Below are 22,380 nucleotides of genomic sequence, written 5' to 3' on the forward strand. Positions count from 1 at the left end.
GACGGGTGCGTCCGGGCGAGCGAAACGGGTCGACCATCGCGGCGACGGTGCGTCGCACGGCGGATAGGTCACCATGTCCCCGAACCCGGCGGTGGCAAGGGAAGGGAATCCGTAACATTCTGCCAGCACGGTAGGTGGATTACAAAACCGCGTCACGGTTCGAGCGTAGCGGGGCCGAATTGCCGCGGCGTAAGCGAAAACTCGCAGCTGACGGGGAACATTCGGTGAACTCTCACACCGTGACCGAGGTGGCCGCGGTGAGCTCGCCGCCGAGCGGTTCGGGCCCCGGTTCGCGGCGCACCCACACCTCGTCGAGCCCACCACAGCGCAGCCGGACGCGCCAGTCGACGTGCGCGTCGGGATGGTCGATGCGGCGGTGGATGCCCCGACTCTCGGTGCGGGTGAGGGCGCTGTACCCGGCCCAGCGGGCGACCGCGAGCAGCGCCGCGGCCTGGCGCGCGCGCAACTGCTGCACGCCGAGGCCGCCGAGATCGAACTGCGCGCCGGGCCACATCGAGTCCAGTTCGGCGATGCTGTCGGCCAGGCTGCCCGCGCTGCGGCGGTAGCTGCGCCGTAGCGGCAGGGTGTGTTCCTGGACGAGCCCGACGATCGAACGCGGGTCGATGTGGGCGTGCGGGCCGAGCCCGGCGCCCGGCACCGCCCGCGCGCTGCTGGCGCGTTCGTTGGCGACGGCGAACGCGGCCGCGCCACGGCCCGCCCACGAACCCGAAGCCAGCGCCCACGCGCCGTCGAGTCCGTCGCGCGCGCCCGCCGCGCCGACGACGACCTGTCGACCGGTCACATCGCCGGCCCCGAACAGCCCGCGCAGGGTCGTCGAGCAGTCGGGGGCGGCCAGCGCCAACCCGCCCGCGCCGCGCACGGTGCCCTCCAGCACCGCGCGCACCGGAACCCGCCCGGCGGCGTCGATCGCGCCGTGTCGACTCAGCCAGTGCCGGACGGTGTCGGGCACCTCGTGCAGGGCGGCGAAGACGCGGCGGCCGTCGGCGATGGCGGTGAGCGCGGCCGGGTAGCGGTCGGGCAGTTCGTTGCCCGCCTCGTCGTAGAGGGTCGCGAAATGCACCGCGAGACCGGGCGCGACGGTGGGGTGCGGCTGCACCCGCGACAGCACCGGGGCCAGCCCGTAGGCGCTGGAGAACTCCATCCCGCACAGTTCGGCGCCGGCCTCGGCGGCCATCAGCAGGCCCTCGCCGGTACTCACCTCGGTGCCCGCGCCACCGGACAGGAACGCGCACCCGCCGGTCGCGACCACGACCGCGCCGGCCCGGATCGACCACGGGCGAAACTTGTTGTGGTGCTGGATGCCCGCCGCGCCGACGACCGTGCCGGTCGGGTCGACGAGCAGTTGCAGCGCCGGGTGATGATCGAGGATCCGAACGCCCGCCTCCAGCGCGCCGCGCCGCAGTCGGCGCAGGTAGCTGGCCCCGTCGAAGTGCACGCGCACCGGGTCACCGGTGGGGTCTGGCACGCGGTGTCGGGTGCCCGACCAGGTCTGTAGCCGCTGGTGGGTCTCCTCGATCACCCGGTGCAACCAGGCCCGATCCCCCAGCTCACCGCCGCGCGCGAACGCCCGCTCGACCGCGTCGCCGCGTTCGGGACCGGGCGGGATGTCCCAGAGCACGGTGGTCCCGTAGACCGTCGGGCCGGAGGACCCGCAGCGGCCCTTGTCGACCAGGACCACCCGCGCCCCGGCCGCCGCGGCCGAGACGGCTGCCCAGAGCCCGGCGGGGCCGCCGCCGAGGATCAGAACATCCGTTTCGATGCTGGTCATAAGGGAGATATTCGGGCACAGTTCACCCCTCCGCAACCATTACGCGGCCGTCAACCCCACCATTGTGTCCAAAGCAATACACCAGCCGTGATCATCACGACCGCCGAGCCCGCCAACGCCGCGATACCGCGACGACGATCGGCGAACACCTGCGCGGTCACCGCCACCACCGCGGCCACGACATGCCAGCTCAGCGATTCCACGCCGGGTCCGGGGAAGTCGCGGCGCGCGCCGAGCACCGCGGCGCCGAGCACCACGCACAGCAGCACCACCACCCCGCCCGCGACCACGCCGCTGAGGCCACGCACCAGGGTCACGGGGCGATCACCGGGGTCCCGCTCGCCTTGTCGATGAGCGCCTCGTACTGGTCGGGGTCGGTGCCGCACGCGCCGATCTCGATGGTCTTGTTGGTGCCGTGATAGTCCGAGGAACCGGTGCGCACGAGACCGAGTTCGCGCGCGAGCTCGGTCAGGACGAGGCGATCCGCGTCGTTGTGGTCGGGATGAGCGACCTCGAGTCCGCCCAGGCCCAGCTCGGCCAGCGACCTGATCTCGTCGAGGGCGAGCAGGCGGCCCCTGGTGCGCGCGCGGGCGTGGGCGATCACGCTGACCCCGCCCGCGTCGGCGATCAACCGCACGGCCGTGGCCAGCGGGGTGTCGACCTTCTCGGCGTAGTAGGGCCCGTGCGGGGCGAGCAGATCCGCGAACGCGGCGCTCACGCTCTCGATCACCCCGGCGGCCACCAGCGCCTGGGCCAGATGGGGACGACCAACGGCCGGACCGGCGGTCGCCATCACGGCCTCGGGATCGATGGGCAGGCCGTCGGCGGCCATCTTCACCGCCATCGCGCGCACCCTGGCCACCCGCTCGGCGCGCAACCGCTCGCGCTCGGCGGCGAATCCGGCATCGGTGGGGTCGAACAGGTACGCGAGCAGGTGCACCGGCACCGGGAACCCGTCCTCGCCCATGCCCGTGCACGACATCTCCATGCCACGCACCAACGTGAGCCCGGCGGGGCGCGCGGCCTCGGCCTCGGCCCACCCGCCAGTGGTGTCGTGATCGGTGATCGCCACGACGTCGAGCCCGGCCGCACCGGCATGGCGCACCAGCTCGGCCGGGGTGTCGGTGCCGTCGGAGGCGGTGGAATGGGTATGCAGATCGATGCGCACACCCTCAGTCTTACAGTGCTGTCTCGGCTCCCGCGCGTTCACCGGCGAGGCGGGTGAGTGTCCGTAGGATGCGCTCGGTGTCCTCCATGCCGAAGAAGTCATCGTCTCGCGAGAACAGCACACCACCGCACCCGAAGGTGCCCGTGCCCACGGCGCGCGCGATCGTGGATTGCGGTGTCTACACCGACGGCAAGCGCGTACCAGGGCATTTCACACCGAAAGAGGCGCTCACCGAAGCCGAGAAGACCGACGACGGCTTCGTCTGGATCGGTCTGCACGACCCCGACGAAGCGCAGATGAACGACATCGGCTCGATCTTCGACCTGCACCCGCTCGCGGTGGAGGACGCGGTGCAGGGCAAGCAGCGGCCCAAACTCGACCGCTACGGCGACACCATGTTCCTGGTGATGCGCACGGTCTGCTACCTCGACCACGACGTCGACTCGATCAGTGAGATCGTCGAAACCGGCGAGATGATGGTGTTCACCGGAACACGCTTCGCCATCACCGTCCGTCACGGCGAACACACCCGCCTCGCCGAGGTCCGCCACGAACTCGAGCAGCACCCTGACCGGCTGCGCTACGGCCCCACCGCGGTGCTGCACGCCGTGGCCGACCACGTGGTCGACACCTACGTCGATGTCACCGAATCCATCAGCGGCGATATCGACGAGATGGAGGAGGCGGTGTTCACGCCCAGTTCCAAGGTCGGCATCGGCTCGATCTATCAGCTCAAACGCGAAGTGGTGGAACTGCGACGGGCGGTGGCGCCGTTGATGATTCCGCTGGACCGGCTGGTGCGCGACAAGGATCTGCCGGTGCCGCAGGAGATCCGGCGCTACCTGCGCGATGTCTCCGATCACGAGGCGAGCGTGTCCGACCACATCGGCTACTTCGACGACGCGCTCAGCGGCCTGGTCAACGCGGCCCTGGCCAAGATCAGCGTCCAGCAGAACACCGACATGCGCAAGATCTCCGCCTACGCCGCGATGGCCGCGGTCCCCACGCTCATCGCCGGCATCTACGGCATGAACTTCGACCAGATGTGGATCCTGCACCAGTGGTGGGGGTATCCGGCGACGCTGGTGGTGATGATCGTGCTGTGCCTGTGGCTGCTGCGCAGTTTCCGGCGCAACGGGTGGCTCTAGAGGTTCACCGCGCCGCGGGCGGGATCGCGCACGTCGATGCCCGCTTCGGACCAGGCGTCACGCAGGGCTTGGGCGCCGCGCACCCGCACCCAGGCGGCCTCGGTGGCGGTCACCGGGGTGACGCTGAGGTAGCGCACCGGCTCGGCCGGATCGGGCAGCGGCACCGGGGCGATCTCGGACTCGCCGAGCAGAACGGCGGTGAACATCGCGTTGCGCCACAACGGTTCACCGAGATCGAGCAGCGCGTCGGGTTGCAGCACAACGCCTTCCACCGACGGCGAGGCCACCAGCACCCCGAGCGACTTGGCCACGCCGACTTGGGCTTCGGCGCCCATCAGCAGCGTCAGCACCAGTTCGGCGCGCGGCCCGCGAACCGGGTCGGCCAGCAGATCGGACGGGTCGCCCATGGGATGGCGTGAGCCGCCGAGGGTGGCGTAGTGCACCGCGCCGTCGCCGGGAATTCGCAGGATCTCCACGGGTTCGAGGCCGAGGAAGGTGAGCGAGGCCGAATCCACTTGCGCGCGTTCGACATCGAAGTGGTCGAGGACCGCGGTGCGGACAGTGTCGAGCACGTCCATCGCTACAGGGCCAATCGGGCCAGCGAATCGCGGGCTCGTTCGGCGGACTTCGGATCGCACAGCACGTCGTAACGGCCCGCCACCAACTGCATGGTCGAGGCGAAATCGCGCTGGCCCTTGGTGGCCGCGTACGGGATCGAGGTGGTGATCACGCCGAACACGATGCCGCCGAGCAGACCCACGACCAGCGGGCCGATCGCGCCGCCGGTGGTGGTGAACAGGCTCAGCAGCAGACCGAGGAACAGACCGAGCCACGCGCCCGACACCACGCCGCCGCCGATGACCTTGCCCCAGGTGAGCCGGTACAGCACCCGCTCGACCTGCATCAGATCGACACCGACGATGGTCACGTCCTGCACCGGGAACTGCCCGTCGGCCAGATAGTCGACCGCGCGCTGTGCCTCGGCGTAGGTCGGATACGAGCCGACCGGCCAGCCCGACGGCGGCGTCGGCAACGCCTGCCGCCCGCGGTTCGAGTTGCCCAAGGGATTCGTCATAGTCCTATTCTGCTATTCCTGGCCCGACCGTGCCGGAGTGAAACGCAGCCCGACCGATCACGGGGCGGTTCTGGTCATTCCGGCGGCGCGGCCCTTGTCGGCCACGACCTGAGCCATTTTGGCGCTTGCCTCGTCGATCATCTCATCCCCCAGCATCACCGCACCACGCGCGCCACCGGCCGCGGAGGTGTGGAAGGCGTAGCTTTCCAAGATCAGCTCGGCGCGGTCGTAGTCGGCCTGGCGCGGGCTGAAGATCTCGTTGGCGGCGTCGATCTGGCCGGGGTGCAGCACCCATTTACCGTCGAAACCCAGTGCGGCCGTGCGGGCCGCCGCCCGCCGGAACCCGTCGACATCGCGAACTTGCAGGTAGGGGCCGTCGATCGCCTGGAGGCCGTGGGCGCGGGCGGTGAGCAGGATGGTCATCAGGATGTGGTGGTAGGCATCGCCCACGTCGTAACCCGCCGGCTGTTCGCCGACCACCAGGGTGCGCATATTGATACTGGCCATGAAATCGGCGGGCCCGAACACCAGGGCCTGCACGCGCGGACTCGCGGTGGCGATCTCGTCGATATTGCGCAGGCCGAGGGCGTTCTCCAGCTGCGGTTCGATACCGATCGCGCCGACCTCGAGGCCGCTGGCCTTCTCCAACTGGGTCAGCAGCAGATCCAGCGCCCGCACCTGACCCGCGTCGGTCACCTTCGGCAGCAGGATCGCGTCGATCCACCGACCCGCGCCCTCGACCACGCTGATCACATCGGCGAAGGTCCACTCGGTCGACCAGTCGTTGACCCGCACCACCCGCAGCTGCGCACCCCATCCTGGCTCGTTGAGCGCGGCCACGATATTGGCGCGCGCGGCGAGTTTGGCGCCGGGCGCGACCGCGTCCTCCAGATCGAGGAACACCTCGTCCACCGGCAGGGTCTTCGCCTTCGCGATCATCTTCGGGTTGCTGCCCGGCACGGCGAGCACCGAACGACGTGGCCTCATGGCAAGCGCCTCCTGAGTTGTACGGTCGTGCCCGACCGATAGCCTGATGGCCATGGCAACCACCAGGGTGTACGTCGCCCGACTCGCCGGGCTGACGGTGCTGGGTCCGGACGGGGAGTCTATCGGCCGGGTTCGCGACGTGGTCGTCGCCGTCCGGCACGGCCGCCAACCGCCGCGTGTACACGGCCTCGTCGTCGAATTGCTCACCCGGCGCCGCATTTTCGTGCCGATGCTGCGGGTGACCGCGATCGAGCCGGGCATGGTCACGCTCAACACCGGCACGGTGAGCCTGCGCCGCTTCGCCCAGCGCCCCGGCGAACTGCTGGCGATGGCGCAGATCGTGGATTCGCAGGTGCGCGTGCGCGATCCCGATCTGCCCGACCTCGCCGATGTCGATGTCTACGTCGCCGACCTGGGCATCGAGCAGACCAGGACGCGGGACTGGACCGTCACCAGGGTGGCGGTGCGCGGACATCGCCGCCTGGGCCGCAGGCGCACCGTGCACGTCGTGGACTGGTCGCAGGTCGACGGGCTGACCCCCGACGACGTGGATCGCCCCGGCCAGGGCGTCACCACGCTGCTGGCCCAGTTCGAGGGCCTGCGCGCGGCCGATGTGGCGCACCGGTTGCGCGAACTGCCGGAGAAGCGCCGCATGGAGGTCGCGATCGCGCTCGACGACGAACGCCTCGCCGACGTGGTCCAGGAACTGCCCGACGACGACCAGGTCGACCTGCTCGGCCACCTCGAGGTGCGCCGCGCCGCCGACGTGCTCGAGGCCATGGACCCCGACGACGCCGCCGACCTGCTCGGCGAGCTGCCCGAGAGCGAAGCCGAATCGCTGCTGGCCCTGATGGATCCGGAGGAGTCCGAGCCGGTCCGTCGCCTGCTCGCGCACTCCCCCGACACCGCAGGCGGCCTGATGACGACCAAGCCGGTCGTGCTCGGCCCCGCCACGACCGTGGCCGAAGCCCTGGCCCGCGTGCGCGATCCCGACCTGACGCCCGCGCTGGCCTCGATGGTCTTCGTCGTGCGCCCGCCCACCGCGACCCCCACCGGTCGCTACCTCGGCTGCGTGCACATCCAGGCACTACTGCGCGAACCACCGGCGCATCTGGTCGGCGGGCTCGTCGACAGCGACCTCTCGCCGCTGTCGGTGGACCTGCCGCTCTCGGCGGTCACCCGCTACTTCGCCACCTACAACCTGGTGTGCGGGCCGGTGGTCGACGCCGAGAACCACCTGCTCGGCGCGGTCACCGTCGACGACGTCCTCGATCACCTGCTGCCCGAGGACTGGCGCGAGGAGGAGACTCCCGCGTTCACGCAGGTCGACGTGAACGGGAGCCCGACATGAGTGAGAAGAACCCCGCCCGGCAACGGCTCGAGACCCCCGTCGGCTCGCGGCTGCGGATCGACTGGGACTCCGACGCGTTCGCCAGCGCCAGCGAGCGGGTGGCCCGATTCCTGGGCACCGGACGCTATCTGGCCATCCAGACGGTGATCGTGGTGGTCTGGATCCTGCTCAACGTCTTCGCGGTGTCGCTGCGCTGGGACCCCTACCCGTTCATCCTGCTCAACCTGGCCTTCTCCACCCAGGCCGCCTACGCCGCGCCGCTGATCCTGCTGGCCCAGAACCGCCAGGACAACCGCGACAAGGTCTCCCTCGAGGAGGACCGCACCCGCGCCGCGCAGACCAAGGCCGACACCGAATTCCTCGCCCGCGAACTCGCCTCGCTGCGCCTGGCCGTCGGCGACGTGGCCACCCGCGACTACCTGCGCCGCGAACTCGAGGAGATCAAGGAGGTGCTCGACCGGATCGACGCGGTCACCACCCCGGACGGCGCGCCGAAGACGGACAAGAAACGAAAAGCGGTCCGCAAGAAAACCTCCGGTCACACCGGGTCCGGCGACCCGATTCCGCCGGGCAGTCCAGACGCGTGACCGGAAATGCTCAACAACTTCCTGACCGGTAGGTAACCTGGATCACGTGTTCCGGGCGGGCCGGAAGGGGACTGAAGCGGTGCCGCCGCGTTCGAGGTAAAGGGTTGGGTGTGGCTGTGCGAATCTCTGCTCCGATAACGATGTCGGCTTTGGTCGTCGCAGGACTCGTCGCCTCGGGATCGGCGGTGCACACCAGCACCCCGAGCACCGCGCCGAGCGCCCCCGAAGCCCTACTGGCGGCCTCGGCCAGCACCACCGACGACTCCACGGAAGCCGATCCGTCCGAGATCGTCGGCCTGCTGCCGGTCAGCCAGGAGGCGCCGCGTCGACTGCGCGCCCTCTCGCCCAATCCCACCCCGTTCGCGGGCACGGTTCCGCTGCACAGCATTTCGCTACCCACCGGTAGCGGCGCGCTCGGCATCCCCGAGATCGTGCTGGCCGCCTACCGCAACGCCGAGCTGGCGATGGAGACCGCGCAGCCGGGCTGCGGGCTCACCTGGAACCTGCTGGCGGGCATCGGCCGCATCGAATCCGGCCACGCCAGCAGCGGTCGCACCGATCCCGCGGGCACCACCACCACGCCGATCTTCGGCCCCGCGCTCGACGGCACCCTGCCCGACAACGAGGTCATCCGTTCCGCCGACGGCGGTTACGTGCGGGCGATGGGGCCCATGCAGTTCCTGCCGAGCACCTGGGTGCACTACGCCGCCGACGGCAACGGCGACGGCACCGCCGATCCGCACAACGTCTTCGACGCGGCGCTGGCCGCGGCCAAGTACCTGTGCTCGGGTGGGCTGAACCTGCGCGAGACGGCCCAGGAACTGCGAGCGGTGCTGCGCTACAACAACTCCATGTCCTACGCCGCCAACGTGCTGAGCTGGTCGGCGGCGTACCGCACCGGCGGCACCCCGAGCCAGGTCGCCATCTCCCCGCAGCTCGTCGCGCCCGGCAGCGCGCCGTCGCCGAACGTGCTGGCGGCCTCGACCACCACGCCGAGCACCGCGGCGCCCGCGCCGAGCACGCCGAAGGTCACCACGCCCACGCAGGTGATGATCAATCTGCCCGGCCTGCCGCCGATTCCGTGCGGAATCTTCTGCCCCGCGCCGGTGGCGCCGCCGGAGATCTGCGTGAACGAGACGGTGCCGCTGGCACTGCCGAATCCGCTCGCGCCGCAGCAGCCGGTCGACAAGCCCGTGGAGCTGAATTACGGCGCCAACCCGCCGGATCGGATCGTGCCCGAGCAGCAGGCCGCGGTGTGCACCCCGGTCGTCACCGAGCAGGCCGAGACGCCCGCGCCCGCGCCCGCGCAGCCGGAGAAGACGCCCGAACCCGGTGTGGCACAGGTCGAGGAGCCCGCACCGGCCGAGCCCGCGGCGCCCGCGCCGACGCCGCAGCCCGGCATCACGCTGCCCTTCGGCATCGTCATCCCGTTGCCGCCCGCGCCCGTACCCGCTCCGTAGAAATCAATCCGAAACGCAGATCACGAAGGGGTAACAAAAAGGTCTCGGGTGCGGTACCGTGCTTCTCATGGGTCGTCATCGGAAACAGGCTGCTACCTCACCTATTCGCCGTAGCTCGCTCATCGCACTCACCGGTTTGGTCCCCGCCGGACTGGTCGCGGTCACCGCGGCCGCCACCGAGGCGACCAGCACCACCAACGCCGCGGTCGAGCACGATCTGCTGCCCGACGCCGAGCCCGAGGCCGCCCTCGGCTCGGTCGCGGCGCCGGAGATCGACATCGCCGACGTGGTGCACGCGCAGGCCAAGCAGTCCCGCGCCGCCGCCCCGGAGGTGAGAAGCGTTGCGTTACCCGACAATCGGGCCGCCGCCGAGCTGCCCGCGGGCCCGCTGGGCATTCCCGGCATCGCCGTGGCCGCCTACCAGTCCGCCGAAGAGCAACTGGGCGTGGAGAATCCGCACTGCGGCATGTCCTGGTCGCTGCTGGCCGGAATCGGGCGCGTCGAGTCCACCCACGCGTTCGGCAAGGCCGACGCCGAGGGCAACCCGATCAAGGCGGTCTACGGTCCCGTCCTCGACGGCAGCCTCGCGGGCAACAACGTCATCCATGACAGCGACGGCGGCAACCTCGACGGCATCGGCGGCTACGACCGCGCCGTCGGGCCCATGCAGTTCCTGCCCGAGACCTGGCAGCGCTACGCCGCCGACGGCAATGCCGACGGCGTCGCCGATCCGCAGAACCTGTTCGACGCCGCGCTCACCGCGGGCCGCTACCTGTGCGACGGCGGCCTGAACATGCGCGACCTGTCCCAGCAGTCCAAGGCGATCCTGCGCTACAACAACTCGATGGCCTACGTCGCGAACGTGATGGCCTGGTCGGGCTCCTACTCGAGCGGACTGGCTCCCGCGCCCAAGGACCTGCCGCGGATCCACTAGTGAGGCAGCCCTACGCCCGGCCGCCGTTCGGGGGAAGCCTAATATCGGGCTTATGTCAGTGATTACGGAAGCGGATGTGCGGGCGGCGCTCGCGAAGGTCGACGACCCGGAGATCCGCAAGCCGATCACCGAGTTGGGGATGGTCAAGTCCATCGCCATCGCCGAGACCGGCGACGTGCACGTCGAGATCTACCTCACCACCTCGGGCTGCCCGCTGCGCACCGAGATCATCCAGCGGGTCACCAAGGCCGTCGCCGACGTCAACGGCGCCGGTGCGGTGACCGTGGACCTCGACGTGATGAGCGATGAGCAGCGCACCGAGCTGCGCAAGTCGCTGCGCGGCGATTCCGCCGAACCGATCATCCCGTTCGCCCAGCCCGGCTCGCTCACCCGCGTGTACGCGGTCGCCTCCGGCAAGGGCGGGGTCGGCAAGTCCAGCGTCACCGCCAACCTGGCCGTGGCGTTGGCCGAGCGCGGCCTGTCGGTCGGTGTGCTCGACGCCGACATCTACGGCCACTCCATCCCCCGCATGCTCGGCACCGACGCGCGTCCGACCCAGGTCGAGCGGATGATCATGCCGCCGGTCGCGCACAACGTGAAGATGATCTCGATCGCGCAGTTCACCCAGGGCAACACCCCGGTCGTGTGGCGCGGTCCGATGCTGCACCGCGCGCTGCAACAGTTCCTCGCCGACGTGTTCTGGGGCGACCTGGACGTGCTGCTGCTGGACCTGCCGCCCGGCACCGGCGACGTGGCCATCTCCATCGCCCAGCTCATCCCCAGCGCCGAGATCCTGGTCGTGACCACCCCGCAGATCGCCGCCGCCGAGGTGGCCGAGCGCGCGGGCGCGATCGCCCTGCAAACCCGTCAGCGCATCGCCGGCGTGGTCGAGAACATGTCCTGGCTGGACCTGCCCGACGGCTCGCGCATGGAGCTCTACGGCGCCGGCGGCGGCCAGGTGGTCGCCGACCGCCTCACCCGCGCGGTGGGGTCGAACGTGCCGCTGCTCGGTCAGATCCCGATCGAGCAGGCCCTGCGCGAGGGTGGCGACGCGGGCACCCCGATCGTGCTCTCCGATCCCGAGAACCCCGCCGCCGTCGCCCTGCGCGGCATCGCCGACAAACTCGCCATCCGCAAGCGGGGTCTGGCGGGCATGTCCCTGGGCATCGATACGACCCGCCACCTGTAAGTTCCTGAGCCCTCCTGCACGCCACCGCCAGCCGCGTTCCCCACGGAATCACCCATCCAGGTCTGGCCGAGATACTCGGGGAGGCGGACTGTCGGTGGGTTCTTCTAGGCTGCTCATATGCTGACGCTGCTTCTGTACGTACTCATCGTCGGGTTGGTCGCGGCGATGCTGTTCCTGGTCGCGAGTGCGGTGTTCGGGCGCTCCGAGGAGCTGGGGCCGCTGCCCGACGGGACCACCGCCACCGTGCTGCCCGCCGAGGGCGTCACCGGCGCCGATGTGCGGGCGCTACGGTTCCAACAGGTGGTGCGCGGGTACAAGGCCGCCGAGGTCGACTGGGCGCTGGCCCGGCTGGCCGAGCGGATCGACGAGCTCGAGTTCGAGGTGGCCCAGGCCCGGCACTGGCAGGCCCAGGTCGTGGCGGGCCAGGAACGCCCGTGAGCGAGCTCGTCGACGACGGGCGCGTTCGCTGCGACTGGTCCACCGGCTCCCAGCTCTACCGCGACTACCACGACACCGAGTGGGGCAGGCCCCTGCACGGCGACGACGCCCTGTTCGAACGGCTCTGCCTCGAGGCGTTCCAGTCGGGCTTGGCGTGGATCACCGTCCTGCGCAAGCGACCGGCCTTCCGCGCCGCGTTCGCCCATTTCGCGATCGCGAAGGTGGCCGAGTTCGATGATCACGACCGCGCGCGCCTGTTGGCCGACGCGGGCATCGTGCGCAACCGCGCCAAGATCGACGCGGTGATCAACAATGCCCGGGTTGCTCGCGACCTGCCGGTGCCACTGGACGAGCTGCTGTGGTCGTTCGCGCCCGCGCCACGCCCACGCCCCACAGCGATTGCGAATGTGCCCGCGACCACACCCGAATCCATTGCTCTGGCAAAGGAATTGAAGCGTCGCGGGTTCGCTTTCGTGGGCCCGACGACGGCCTATGCCCTGATGCAGGCCACCGGCATGGTGGACGACCACCTGGATGTTTGCTGGGTGAGCGCGGTGCCGAACGGAACCGACTCCGCAGTCAGATTTCGCACTCAGGTGTCCGCCCGCGACGGCAATAGGGAAGAATAGGACCGGTGTGGCCCGCCGAACACCCGGCGAGCCCGCTGGTTGGCGACAACCGGCAGACGAGAAAACAGTGCGCAGAACCACCGCGCAGATCTGGAGGGAGCAGAGGATGGCGGCCATGAAGCCCCGTACCGGGGACGGTCCCCTCGAAGCAACCAAGGAAGGTCGTGGAATCGTCATGCGGGTTCCACTCGAGGGTGGCGGGCGTCTGGTCGTCGAACTCACACCGGACGAGGCTGCGGCGCTCGGTGACGAACTGAAGAGCGTCACCAGCTGAATGCGCTGACCGAGGTCGCCGCACTCCTGGCCTGTCCGGAGTGCGGCGACGCACTGCTACCGCACGACCGTGCGTTGCGATGCGGTTCCGGTCACAGCTTCGACATCGCCCGTCAGGGTTATGTCGGGCTGCTGACCGGGGCATCGACGAAGATGACCGGCGACACCGCCGACATGCTCGACGCGCGCGCCGCGTTCCAGGGCGCTGGGCACTTCGCCCCGATCACCGAGGCGACCGCGCGCGCTTTCGCCGCTGATCCGCGTGCCGAGTTCCGCGCCGACACGGCTACTCGCCCAGCTCAGCCGACCGCCGCACCGGCTTCGACCGACCCTGCGCGCGATCGCAGTTCGGCCTGCCGCTCAGCGAGCACAGCACCCGACATCAGCGCGGTGCTCGAGATCGGCGCGGGCACCGGCTACTACCTCGCCGCGCTCCTCGACACCCACCCCGGCGCCTTCGGCATCGCCCTGGACGTGGCCAAACCGGCCGCCCGCCGCGCCGCCCGCGCCCACCCCCGCCTCGCCTCCGTCCTGGCCGACGCCTGGCGCGGCCTGCCCGTGCGCGACCACTCGCTCACCGGAGTCCTGTCGGTCTTCGCCCCGCGCAACCCCGCCGAAGTCGCCCGCGTCCTCGCACCGGGCGGCCGCTTCGTCGTCGTCACCCCCACCACCCGCCACCTCGGCGAACTGATCGGCCCGCTCGGCATGGTGCGAGTCGACCCCGACAAGGACCGCCGCCTGGCCGAGGCCCTGTCCGGCACGTTCACGCGCACCGAGCACACCCTCGTCGAGTTCCCGATGACGCTGTCGCGCACCGACGTCACGAACGTCGTCGCCATGGGCCCCTCGGCCTTCCACAGCACCCCCGCCGACGACCCCCGCATCGCGGCCCTACCCGAGAGCACTGAGGTAACGGCGTCGGTGACCGTGTCGACCTACCGCACGACCGGCTGATCGCGCCGTACCAACCGGCGGCCCGAGCCGAGCACACGGTCGACAAGACCTACCGCAGCACGCTCCGGTACACGTCCAGGGTCCGCTCGGCGATTCGTGCCCAGTCGAACTCCGCGATGGCCCGTACCCGCCCGGCCTCGCCGTAGCGAACCGCCAGCGCCGGATCCCCCGCGACCTCGTTCACCGCCGCCGCCAAGCCGCGCTCGTACTCCTGTGTGGCCGTGGGGTCGTAGTGCACCAGTCGTCCGGTCACGTGGTCGTCGACCACCTCGGGAATCCCCCCCACGTCGGAGGCGACCACCGCGGTCGCACACGCCATCGCCTCGAGATTCACGATGCCCAACGGCTCGTACACCGACGGGCACACGAATACCGCTGAGGCGGAGAGAATCTGACGGACCTGTTCGGTGGGCAGCATCTCCCGCACCCAGAACACGTTCCCGCGCTGCCGCTGCAGGGCGTCCACCGCCTCGGCGACCTCCGCCTCCAACTCGGCGGTATCGGCCGCCCCCGCGCACAGCACCAGCTGGATCTCGGGGTCGAACGAGGCCGCCGCCGCCAGCAGATGCCCGACCCCCTTCTGCCGGGTGATCCGCCCGACGAACGACACGATCGGCGCGTCCGCACGCACCCCCAGCCGCTCCAACACCGGCGTCTGATCACCGGCGGGCGGGCCGGGGTGCCACACACTCGCGTCGATCCCGTTGTGCACCACATGAACTCGCCCCGGGTCGATCGCCGGGTAGGCGTCGAGCACGTCGTGGCGCATCCCCTCGCTCACCGCGATCACCGCGTCGGCGTGCTCCATCGCCGTGCGCTCCGACCACGACGAGAGCCGATACCCGCCCCCGAGCTGCTCGGCCTTCCACGGCCGCCGCGGCTCGAGCGAATGTGCCGTCAGCACATGCGGAATCCCGTACAGCGTCGCGGCCAGATGCCCCGCCAACCCGGAATACCAGGTGTGCGAGTGCACCACGTCGACCCCGCCGGCCGCGTCCGCCATCCGCAACTGCGCCGACATCATCTGCAACGCCGCGTTGGCGGCACCGAGCGCGGGATCGGGCTGATGCACCACCGCGTCCGCGCGCGGCACCCCCATGCAGTGCACTGTGACATCGCACAGCGCCCGCAACCGCGCCGTGAGCTCGGTGACATGAACTCCCGCCCCGCCGTACACCTCGGGCGGATACTCGCGGGTCAGCATGGCAACTCGCAGCGTTTCCGCCTGGGTCCGCTCGCCGTCGGTGCCATCACTCACTGGTCCAAATTAGACCGTCGGGTCGACATGGGCCACCGTAAGCGCGCCGGACCTGTACTTTGAGCAGGGTGAGGAGCCAGCCGCACGTACTCGGGATCGTGCTCGCCGGTGGCGAGGGCAAACGACTGTTTCCGCTCACGGCCGACCGCGCCAAGCCCGCGGTTCCGTTCGGTGGCGCCTATCGGCTGATCGACTTCGTGCTCAGCAACCTCGTCAACGCGGGATACCTGCGCCTGTGCGTGCTCACCCAGTACAAGTCACATTCGCTCGACCGCCACATCTCGCAAACGTGGCGACTGTCCGGTTTCACCGGCGAGTACATCACCCCGGTGCCCGCCCAGCAGCGGCTCGGCCCGCGCTGGTACACCGGCAGCGCCGACGCGATCATGCAGTCGCTGAACCTGATCTACGACGAGGACCCCGACTACATCGTGGTGTTCGGCGCCGATCACGTGTACCGGATGGATCCCGAGCAGATGGTGGCCAGCCATATCGCCTCGGGCGCGGGCGTTACGGTGGCCGGGATCCGGGTGCCGAGGGCCGAGGCGAGCGCGTTCGGGTGCATCGACAGCGACGAGTCCGGCCGGATCACCCAGTTCCTGGAGAAGCCCGCGCACCCGCCCGGCACCCCCGACGACCCGAATGTCACGTTCGCCTCGATGGGCAACTACGTGTTCACCACCCGGGTGCTCGTCGACGCCATCCGCGCCGACGCCGCGAACTCCGACTCCGATCACGACATGGGCGGCGACATCATCCCGAAGCTGGTCGCCGACGGCCTGGCCTCGGTCTACGACTTCGCCGACAACGAGGTCCCCGGCGCCACCGAACGCGATCGCGGCTACTGGCGCGACGTGGGCACCATCGACGCCTTCTACGACGCCCACATGGACCTGGTCTCGGTGCACCCCGTGTTCAACCTCTACAACAAGCACTGGCCCATCCGCGGCGCCGCCGAGAACCTGCCGCCGGCGAAGTTCGCCCAGGGCGGGCTGGCGCAGGAGTCGATCGTCGGCGCCGGCTCGATCCTGTCGGCCGCCACCGTCCGCAATTCGGTCCTGAGCTCCAACGTGGTGATCGAGGACGGGGCCACGGTCGAGGGCAGCGTGCTGATGCCAGGCGTGCGGATCGGCCGCGGCGCGGTCGTGCGCCACGCGATCCTGGACAAGAACGTGGTGGTCGGCGAGGGCGAGATCATCGGCCTGGACCTGGACCGCGACCGCGAACGTTTCGCGGTCAGCAACGGTGGCGTCGTCACCGTCGGCAAGGGCATCTGGGTCGGTTAGCAGCCCCGTGAGGCGCAGAGCAGCCCGTCGCCGATGGGGATGAGCACGCTGGTCAGCTCCGGGTTCTCCGCGATGGCGCGGGTGGCCGCGCGGACCGCCTGGGTGGCCGGATCGCGCTGTTCCGGATCGGGCACCCGCCCGCCGAGCAGCGCGTTGTTGAGAATGAACGCGCCCCCCTCGCGCAGCAGCCGCACGCCCTGTTCGACGTAGTACGGGTGCTCCATCGGCGCCGCGTCGATGAAGACCAGGTCGTAGGCGCCGTCGGCGAGTCGCGGCAGCACGTCCAGGGCGCGGCCGTTGATCAGGCGCGTGCGCGAGGGCGCGATCTCGGCGGTGCGGAACGCTTCCTTGGCCGCGCGCTGATGTTCGGGTTCGGAGTCGATGGTGGTCAGGGTGCCGTCCTCGCGCATGCCGTCGAGCAGCCACAATCCGCTGATCCCGGCCCCGGTGCCCACCTCGACGACCGCGCGGGCCCCGAGCATCTGGGCGTACATGCACAGCAGCGCACCGACCGACGGGGGCACCGGCATGGCGCCCAGCTCGGTGGCCCGCTCGCGCGCCTCGAGCAGAACCTCGTCCTCGACGACGGATTCCTCCACATAGGCCAGATTCCGCTCCACGTTCGATGCCACAGCTAAGAGGCTAGGGCACCGGAGGGGTCTGTGTATTCAGCGAAGGGACCGATCCGGCACTGTGTCGCCCGAATTCCGAAGAATTGCCGAAAGTTTGCGGCTCGGTCACAACACCTCCCGAACTGCTGTTTTTCCGCTGCTGCGGCGATTAGGCTCGATCGGGACCAGAATTCTCAGGTCACACTCAGGATCTCCACACCTGACCCATATCGCGGCAGGAAATAGTTGCCCTACGCAAGGCCAGCCGATCGCGGCGGGCACGAGGCGCGGGAACAACCGCACACGGTTGCTGGTTGATTCCGAACAAGCACGGTTCGCTGACCCGGACCAGCTCGCCTTCGTGCCAGCGGTCCCGAGTAGGAGGTGTCCCATCCCGATGGTAGACACGGCGCGTCCCCACGCCACCGACCAGACCACGTCCGCCGAACTCACCCTGGCCGCGGCCGAACAACTGGCCGCCGAGGAACTCGAGGTCGAACTCACCGGCACCGCCGCCTTCGACGCCACCGGTGATCGCTCCGCCATGCCCTCCTGGGACGACCTCGTCCGCGAACACGCCGACCGGGTCTACCGCCTGGCCTACCGCCTCTCCGGCGACGCCCAGGACGCCGAGGACCTGACCCAGGACACCTTCATCCGGGTGTTCCGCTCCCTGCAGAACTACCAGCCCGGCACCTTCGAGGGCTGGCTGCACCGCATCACCACCAACCTGTTCCTGGACATGGTCCGCCGCCGCAACCGCATCCGCATGGAGGCGCTGCCCGAGGACTACGACCGCGTGCCCGCCGAGGGCCCCACCCCCGAAGACGCCTACCACGACTCCCGACTCGACCCCGACCTGCAGAAAGCACTCGATTCACTGGCGCCGGAGTTCCGCGCCGCGGTGGTCCTGTGTGACATCGAGGGCCTGTCCTACGAGGAGATCGGCGCGACGCTCGGCGTGAAGCTGGGCACCGTGCGCAGCCGGATCCACCGTGGACGTCAGGCACTGCGCGAGTACCTTGCGCATAATGGAAGTGAGCAGCGGTACTCCGCTGACGCCCACATCATGTGACGGGAGTTTCGACGTCGAAGGTGGGCCTTCTCGGTGTTGATGTCGGTCGGAAGGAAATACTCCGCATGAGTGTGGACCCCAGTGCCGCAGGTCGCCCGCCGCGCTTTGCGCCCACCGAGCATCTGGCCAGTGAGGCTGTCGCGGCCTTCGTCGACGGCGAGCTGCGCATGAACGCGTATCTGCGCGCCGCCCAGCATCTTTCGGTGTGCCCGGAATGTCAGGCCGAGGTCGACGCCCAGCAGCAGGCGCGCATCGCGCTGCGCCGGGCCGCCGAGGTCGCGATTCCGCGTAACCTGCACGACAGCCTGACCCGCATCCCGCTGGCCGAGCTGCCCGGTGCCGCACCGCAGCCGCAGCGCCGTAACGAGGCATTTCTCGGATTCATCACCGATTCCTTCACCGCGACCCGGTGGACAACGCGGCGGCGCAAGTAGAGTCTGCGACGTGACAGGCGAATCGACGAATTCCGGATCGGCCCAGCACTCGGATTCGGGGGACACGCGGGGCTCGCTGCGCCCCTCCGACGCACCGAACCTCGGGCCGCGTCCGGTCTACCGGCCGCACATCGACAGCCACACCGCGCGCGCGTTCCGCCGCCCGAACGGCCAGGCCGGTTCCTTCGCACCGCACGACCCGACGCGGGTCAACGGCCGAGGTGACGACGGGATCGTCGCGCGCCCGCCCGACGGTGTGCTCGCCGAGGCGTTCGCCCGCCCTGACGGCTCCTCGGAGCTGTTGCAGCGCGATCCCGGTACCGGGGAGCCCGAACGGATCATCGCGGGCCCGGTGGACCCGTGGCGCGATCCCGACGCCGCCGCCCGCCTCGGCACCCCCGCCGTCGACACCCCCGTCACGCCCCGCCTGCCCGACGCCCCGAAGCTGACCGCGCGCGAGGTGCTGTTCGGTTCGCGCGTGGCGCCCAAGGCGCTGGCCCTGCTGGCCGCCCTCGCGCTCGGTATCGCCGTCGTGGGCGGCCTGGTCGGCCGGATCAGCGCCGAGACCGCGTCCACGCTCACCTCGCGCAAGGTGACCCTGGATCAGAGCGCCGCCATCGAGACCCCGCACAGCCAGATCGCCGCGGTCGCCAATGCCGTTCTCCCCTCGGTCGTCTCGATCCGGGTCACCGTCGGCGACAACGGCGCCACCGGTTCGGGCGTGGTCATCGACGGCGACGGCTACATCGTCACCAACAACCACGTGATCTCGATGGCCGCGACCGACAAGTCCAACCGGGCCGCCATCCAGGTGCAGTTCTCCGACGGCGCCCGCGTGCCCGCCCAGATCGTCGGCCGCGATCCCAAGACCGACCTGGCCGTGCTCAAGGTCGAGGTCGAGAACCTCACGGTGGCCAATCTCGGCCGGTCCGCCGATGTGCAGGTCGGCGACGACGTGCTCGCGGTCGGTTCGCCGCTCGGCCTGAGCAAGACGGTCACCTCCGGCATCGTCAGCGCCCTGCACCGCCCCGTGAAGCTCGCGGGCGAGGGCAGCGACACCAACGCGGTGATCGACGCCGTGCAGACCGACGCCGCGATCAACCCGGGTAACTCCGGTGGCGCGCTGGTCGACATGGACGCGCGCGTGATCGGCATCAACACCGCCATCCGCAGCGAGACCGGCGGTTCGGTGGGCCTGGGCTTCGCGATCCCGGTCGATGTGATGACCACCGTCACCCAGGCCCTGATCCGCGACGGCCAGATGCACCACCCGGTGATCGGGCTGAGCGCGCGCACCAAGACCGTCGCCAACGAGGTGATGAGCGGCGCCGCGGTGGCCGATGTGACCCCGGGCAGCCCGGCCGACAAGGCGGGCATCGTCGAGGGCGACGTCATCGTGAAGATCGGCGACCGCGAGGTGACCGGTCCCGACGAGCTGGTCGTCGCCGTGCAGGCCCGCAAGATCGGCGAGACGGTGAACGTACAGTTGATCCGCGATGGCAGGCAGGTGGACGTACCGGTCACGCTGGAATCCGACTGACCTGCGGTTGCGCGGGCCGGGTAACCTGGATCCGTGTTCAGCAACATCGGGTGGAGCGAGATGATGATCCTGCTCGTCGCCGCCCTCGTCATCCTCGGTCCGGAGCGTCTGCCCGGCGCCGTTCGCTGGACCACCGGCGCGCTGCGCCAGGCGCGTGATTACGCCAGCGGGGCCACCTCCCAGCTCAAACAGGAGCTCGGCCCGGAGTTCGACGATCTGCGCAAGCCGCTCGCCGAGCTCAACGAGCTGCGGGGAATGAGTCCGCGCGCCGTGGTCACCAAGCACCTGCTCGGCGGTGACGATTCGGTGCTGCGCGACCTCGAGAGCGCGGTGCCGGACAAGAAGCAACTCTTCGGCACCAACAGCGGGATGCCGGGCACCCCGCCCGCGCCGCAGAAGTCGCTCGAGCCCAACGAGCGCCCCCCGGTCGACTACGACGCCACCTAGACGCCACCTAGCCCCCGAAACACACCGCACGGTCGGAATTTGCTGCGAGGTCGCGACATCGCGAGAGTGCGGCATCGACCTCGCGAGTCTGCTATTTGCCGCCAGGGACCCCTCGAGATCCTTGGCGCGCAAGACAGTTCGATGTCAACGGTTACAGACACACATCGGTGTTCAGCTGTCTAGACTTCGCACATGTCGGCCGATGACGTGGCACGAGTTTTCGCGATCGAAGACAAGGTCGAAAGACTCAAAGCAGCCACCGACGGGGTGGCGGCTGCCCAGCAGACCATCAACGAACTCACCAGGATCCGGCGAGCCGTGATCCGAGAACTCCATGCCGAAGGCTGGACGTTCGCCCGGATCGGGGCCGCCGCGGGCCTGTCGCGTGCGCGCATCCACCAGGTGAGCACCCAGGGGCCCGTGCCGGAGGGCCTGTTCTTCGGTCACGGCACGCTGACCGTGCTCGCGCCGGAGGTCCGCGCGGGCCGACTGCTCGGCGCGCCCGATCCGCAAGCGGCCCAACGCCTGGCCGAACTCCTGCGCCAGCTCGGCTTCGCCGCCAATGTCGAGACGTTCCTGCCCGGCAGACCCATCGACCTCAATCGCGACGGTCTGGTCGTGCTCGGCGGCCCCGAGCTCTCGCCGAGTCTGCGCCAGCTGGTGGTGGCCGATCCGCGTCTGCGCCGCACCGTCACCCGGGCGGGCGACACCCGGCGCGGGATCGAGGACCGGGCCGCGCGGCGGGTGTATCGCCCCGGCGGCACCGAACCGCACGACATCGCCTACCTGGCCCGGCTACCGCGCCCGGACCGGCGCGGCACCATCATGCTGATCGACGGACTGCACCCGCCCGGCTCGCTGGGTGCGATCCGATTGCTGGCCACCCGGCTCGCGACCCTGCACGAGCGGGCGAGTACGCATTTGTTCTCGGTTCTCATCGCCGTTCGGTACGACCGTGCGACTGGTGAACCGATCGATGCCGACCTTCTGACCCCGGTTTATCGCCATGAAACGGACCCGAAGTTGGCTACGACCCGGGTTCGTCCATAGTCTGATCTAAACTCGCCGCGTATCGTGATCTGCATCACTGTACTGTTATAGATCACAAGCCATTCGCGATGGTTAGATTGCTAGCGAGTAACCGAGTGTGAGTAGGTGAGCAGCACATGTTCTCGTCTCCCGAGGCCAGCGCATGCCGGGTCCTGCCCGTCCATGCGGCAGGCCATCCCCGCCCCGTTGCCCCCGTCGATGCCGAGCCGACCCCCGGCGACGTCATCGTCACCACCCATCGCGTCACCTACAGCGACCGTTTGAAGGTCTTCATCGGCCCGCACGAGGACGTGGACAGCTTTCTGCGCCCCCTGCGCCGAATGGACGGCCACCAGCGGTACTCGCTCGATCTGACCGTGCTGCCCGAGCCGGTCCCCGCCACCGAGGTCACCACGACGGTGAGTTCGGCGCGCGGCGACCTCTCGCTGGGCTGTGCCGGTTCGGCCGACGCGATGACCCTGCAGCTGCGCACCACCGTCGACCACGTCACCCGGCGGTTCACCCTCGGCTTCGCCGGCGGACGCCTCGGCCTGCCCACGGTGTACCTGCCGCACGGCGACGAGGACACCTACGTCTACCCGGAAGAGGTGTTCACCGCCGACGCCGCGGTGGAGATCTTCCGCGACTTCTTCCACACCGGCGAGCTACCCGCGGGCCTGCGGCAGCGCGAGATCCTCGACTAGCGCCCCCGCGCTCA

General features: G+C 69.8%; 25 protein-coding genes. 17 read left to right on the forward strand and 8 right to left on the reverse strand.

Annotation, left to right across the window (positions count from 1 at the left end; translation table 11 throughout):
• Positions 1-232: 232 nt before the first annotated feature.
• Genes ACFP3H_RS22995 through ACFP3H_RS23005 form a run of 3 tightly spaced genes read right to left on the reverse strand, consistent with a single transcriptional unit; the run spans position 233 to position 2,957 of the window.
• Positions 233-1,789: an FAD-binding protein gene (locus tag ACFP3H_RS22995; RefSeq protein WP_378609097.1), complete on the reverse strand. Its 1,557-nt coding sequence runs from the start codon at positions 1,787-1,789 to the stop codon at positions 233-235.
• A gap of 50 nt (positions 1,790-1,839) precedes the next feature.
• Positions 1,840-2,106 carry a hypothetical protein gene (locus tag ACFP3H_RS23000; protein ID WP_378609098.1) on the reverse strand — a complete coding sequence of 89 codons (267 nt, stop codon included), beginning with the start codon at positions 2,104-2,106 and terminating at the stop codon, positions 1,840-1,842.
• Positions 2,103-2,957 carry a PHP domain-containing protein gene (locus tag ACFP3H_RS23005; protein WP_378609099.1) on the reverse strand — a complete coding sequence of 285 codons (855 nt, stop codon included), beginning with the start codon at positions 2,955-2,957 and terminating at the stop codon, positions 2,103-2,105. Before ACFP3H_RS23005 ends, ACFP3H_RS23000 begins: the two co-directional genes overlap by 4 nt.
• A gap of 68 nt (positions 2,958-3,025) precedes the next feature.
• Between ACFP3H_RS23005 and ACFP3H_RS23010 the strand changes: the two genes are divergently transcribed.
• Entirely contained in the window at positions 3,026-4,105 is a 1,080-nt protein-coding gene (locus ACFP3H_RS23010; protein ID WP_378609100.1) for a magnesium and cobalt transport protein CorA, read from the forward strand.
• Here the strand turns inward: ACFP3H_RS23010 and ACFP3H_RS23015 are convergent.
• From ACFP3H_RS23015 to ACFP3H_RS23025, 3 genes are read right to left on the reverse strand one after another with little or no spacing between them, the layout of a single operon-like run.
• A complete protein-coding gene (locus ACFP3H_RS23015) occupies positions 4,102-4,683 on the reverse strand; it encodes a suppressor of fused domain protein (protein ID WP_378609101.1) in 582 nt (193 codons plus the stop codon). The two genes, ACFP3H_RS23010 and ACFP3H_RS23015, sit on opposite strands and share 4 nt — an antisense overlap.
• A 2-nt stretch (positions 4,684-4,685) precedes the next feature.
• Entirely contained in the window at positions 4,686-5,180 is a 495-nt protein-coding gene (locus ACFP3H_RS23020) for a YflT domain-containing protein (RefSeq protein ID WP_378609102.1), read from the reverse strand.
• 57 nt (positions 5,181-5,237) lie between these two features.
• Positions 5,238-6,167, reverse strand: coding sequence for an HpcH/HpaI aldolase/citrate lyase family protein (locus tag ACFP3H_RS23025; RefSeq protein WP_378609103.1), 930 nt, complete (start codon positions 6,165-6,167; stop codon positions 5,238-5,240).
• A 52-nt stretch (positions 6,168-6,219) separates the two neighbouring features.
• Here ACFP3H_RS23025 and ACFP3H_RS23030 point away from each other — a divergent pair, with 52 nt between their 5' ends.
• From ACFP3H_RS23030 to ACFP3H_RS23070, 9 genes are all read left to right on the forward strand, one after another.
• Positions 6,220-7,518 (forward strand): magnesium transporter MgtE N-terminal domain-containing protein, encoded by a 1,299-nt coding sequence (locus ACFP3H_RS23030; protein WP_378609104.1) that lies wholly within the window; start codon positions 6,220-6,222, stop codon positions 7,516-7,518.
• Positions 7,515-8,105 (forward strand): DUF1003 domain-containing protein, encoded by a 591-nt coding sequence (locus ACFP3H_RS23035; RefSeq protein ID WP_378609105.1) that lies wholly within the window; start codon positions 7,515-7,517, stop codon positions 8,103-8,105. The genes ACFP3H_RS23030 and ACFP3H_RS23035 overlap by 4 nt, the downstream gene beginning before the upstream one ends.
• Before the next feature lie 140 nt (positions 8,106-8,245).
• Entirely contained in the window at positions 8,246-9,565 is a 1,320-nt protein-coding gene (locus ACFP3H_RS23040; RefSeq protein ID WP_378609106.1) for a lytic transglycosylase domain-containing protein, read from the forward strand.
• A gap of 67 nt (positions 9,566-9,632) precedes the next feature.
• The gene (locus tag ACFP3H_RS23045; protein WP_378609107.1) at positions 9,633-10,499 is read left to right on the forward strand and encodes a lytic transglycosylase domain-containing protein; all 867 of its coding nucleotides are present in this window, start codon (positions 9,633-9,635) and stop codon (positions 10,497-10,499) included.
• Between the two features lie 52 nt (positions 10,500-10,551).
• Positions 10,552-11,688: an Mrp/NBP35 family ATP-binding protein gene (locus ACFP3H_RS23050; RefSeq protein WP_378609108.1), complete on the forward strand. Its 1,137-nt coding sequence runs from the start codon at positions 10,552-10,554 to the stop codon at positions 11,686-11,688.
• A gap of 117 nt (positions 11,689-11,805) precedes the next feature.
• Positions 11,806-12,126, forward strand: coding sequence for a DivIVA domain-containing protein (locus ACFP3H_RS23055; protein WP_378609109.1), 321 nt, complete (start codon positions 11,806-11,808; stop codon positions 12,124-12,126).
• Positions 12,123-12,755 carry a DNA-3-methyladenine glycosylase I gene (locus tag ACFP3H_RS23060; protein ID WP_378609110.1) on the forward strand — a complete coding sequence of 211 codons (633 nt, stop codon included), beginning with the start codon at positions 12,123-12,125 and terminating at the stop codon, positions 12,753-12,755. The genes ACFP3H_RS23055 and ACFP3H_RS23060 overlap by 4 nt, the downstream gene beginning before the upstream one ends.
• A 106-nt stretch (positions 12,756-12,861) precedes the next feature.
• A complete protein-coding gene (locus ACFP3H_RS23065; RefSeq protein ID WP_011211259.1) occupies positions 12,862-13,029 on the forward strand; it encodes a DUF3117 domain-containing protein in 168 nt (55 codons plus the stop codon).
• A 26-nt stretch (positions 13,030-13,055) separates the two neighbouring features.
• Positions 13,056-13,982, forward strand: a complete 927-nt coding sequence (locus tag ACFP3H_RS23070) for a putative RNA methyltransferase (protein WP_417629268.1) — start codon at positions 13,056-13,058, stop codon at positions 13,980-13,982.
• 49 nt (positions 13,983-14,031) lie between these two features.
• On the opposite strand, the gene glgA is transcribed toward ACFP3H_RS23070, so the two are convergent.
• Positions 14,032-15,198 carry a glycogen synthase gene (gene glgA / locus ACFP3H_RS23075; protein ID WP_378609571.1) on the reverse strand — a complete coding sequence of 389 codons (1,167 nt, stop codon included), beginning with the start codon at positions 15,196-15,198 and terminating at the stop codon, positions 14,032-14,034.
• Positions 15,199-15,308: 110 nt separating this feature from the next.
• Between glgA and glgC the strand changes: the two genes are divergently transcribed.
• The gene (glgC, locus tag ACFP3H_RS23080) at positions 15,309-16,526 is read left to right on the forward strand and encodes a glucose-1-phosphate adenylyltransferase (RefSeq protein ID WP_378609111.1); all 1,218 of its coding nucleotides are present in this window, start codon (positions 15,309-15,311) and stop codon (positions 16,524-16,526) included.
• On the opposite strand, the gene ACFP3H_RS23085 is transcribed toward glgC, so the two are convergent.
• Entirely contained in the window at positions 16,523-17,158 is a 636-nt protein-coding gene (locus tag ACFP3H_RS23085; protein ID WP_378609112.1) for an O-methyltransferase, read from the reverse strand. The two genes, glgC and ACFP3H_RS23085, sit on opposite strands and share 4 nt — an antisense overlap.
• 376 nt (positions 17,159-17,534) lie before the next feature.
• Here ACFP3H_RS23085 and sigE point away from each other — a divergent pair, with 376 nt between their 5' ends.
• From sigE to ACFP3H_RS23115, 6 genes are all read left to right on the forward strand, one after another.
• Positions 17,535-18,212, forward strand: coding sequence for an RNA polymerase sigma factor SigE (gene sigE / locus ACFP3H_RS23090; RefSeq protein WP_378609113.1), 678 nt, complete (start codon positions 17,535-17,537; stop codon positions 18,210-18,212).
• Between the two features lie 65 nt (positions 18,213-18,277).
• Positions 18,278-18,646, forward strand: a complete 369-nt coding sequence (locus ACFP3H_RS23095) for a hypothetical protein (RefSeq protein ID WP_378609114.1) — start codon at positions 18,278-18,280, stop codon at positions 18,644-18,646.
• 10 nt (positions 18,647-18,656) lie between these two features.
• Entirely contained in the window at positions 18,657-20,186 is a 1,530-nt protein-coding gene (locus tag ACFP3H_RS23100) for a S1C family serine protease (protein ID WP_378609115.1), read from the forward strand.
• A gap of 33 nt (positions 20,187-20,219) precedes the next feature.
• Complete coding sequence (gene tatB, locus ACFP3H_RS23105; protein WP_378609116.1) at positions 20,220-20,633, forward strand: Sec-independent protein translocase protein TatB; 414 nt, start codon at positions 20,220-20,222, stop codon at positions 20,631-20,633.
• Positions 20,634-20,825: 192 nt separating this feature from the next.
• Complete coding sequence (locus ACFP3H_RS23110) at positions 20,826-21,683, forward strand: hypothetical protein (protein WP_378609117.1); 858 nt, start codon at positions 20,826-20,828, stop codon at positions 21,681-21,683.
• Positions 21,684-21,799: 116 nt separating this feature from the next.
• Positions 21,800-22,366 (forward strand): hypothetical protein, encoded by a 567-nt coding sequence (locus tag ACFP3H_RS23115; protein ID WP_378609119.1) that lies wholly within the window; start codon positions 21,800-21,802, stop codon positions 22,364-22,366.
• Positions 22,367-22,380 lie beyond the last annotated feature (14 nt).

The organism is Nocardia lasii (genome assembly GCF_042658545.1).
GTDB classification, from domain to species: Bacteria; Actinomycetota; Actinomycetes; order Mycobacteriales; family Mycobacteriaceae; genus Nocardia; species Nocardia lasii.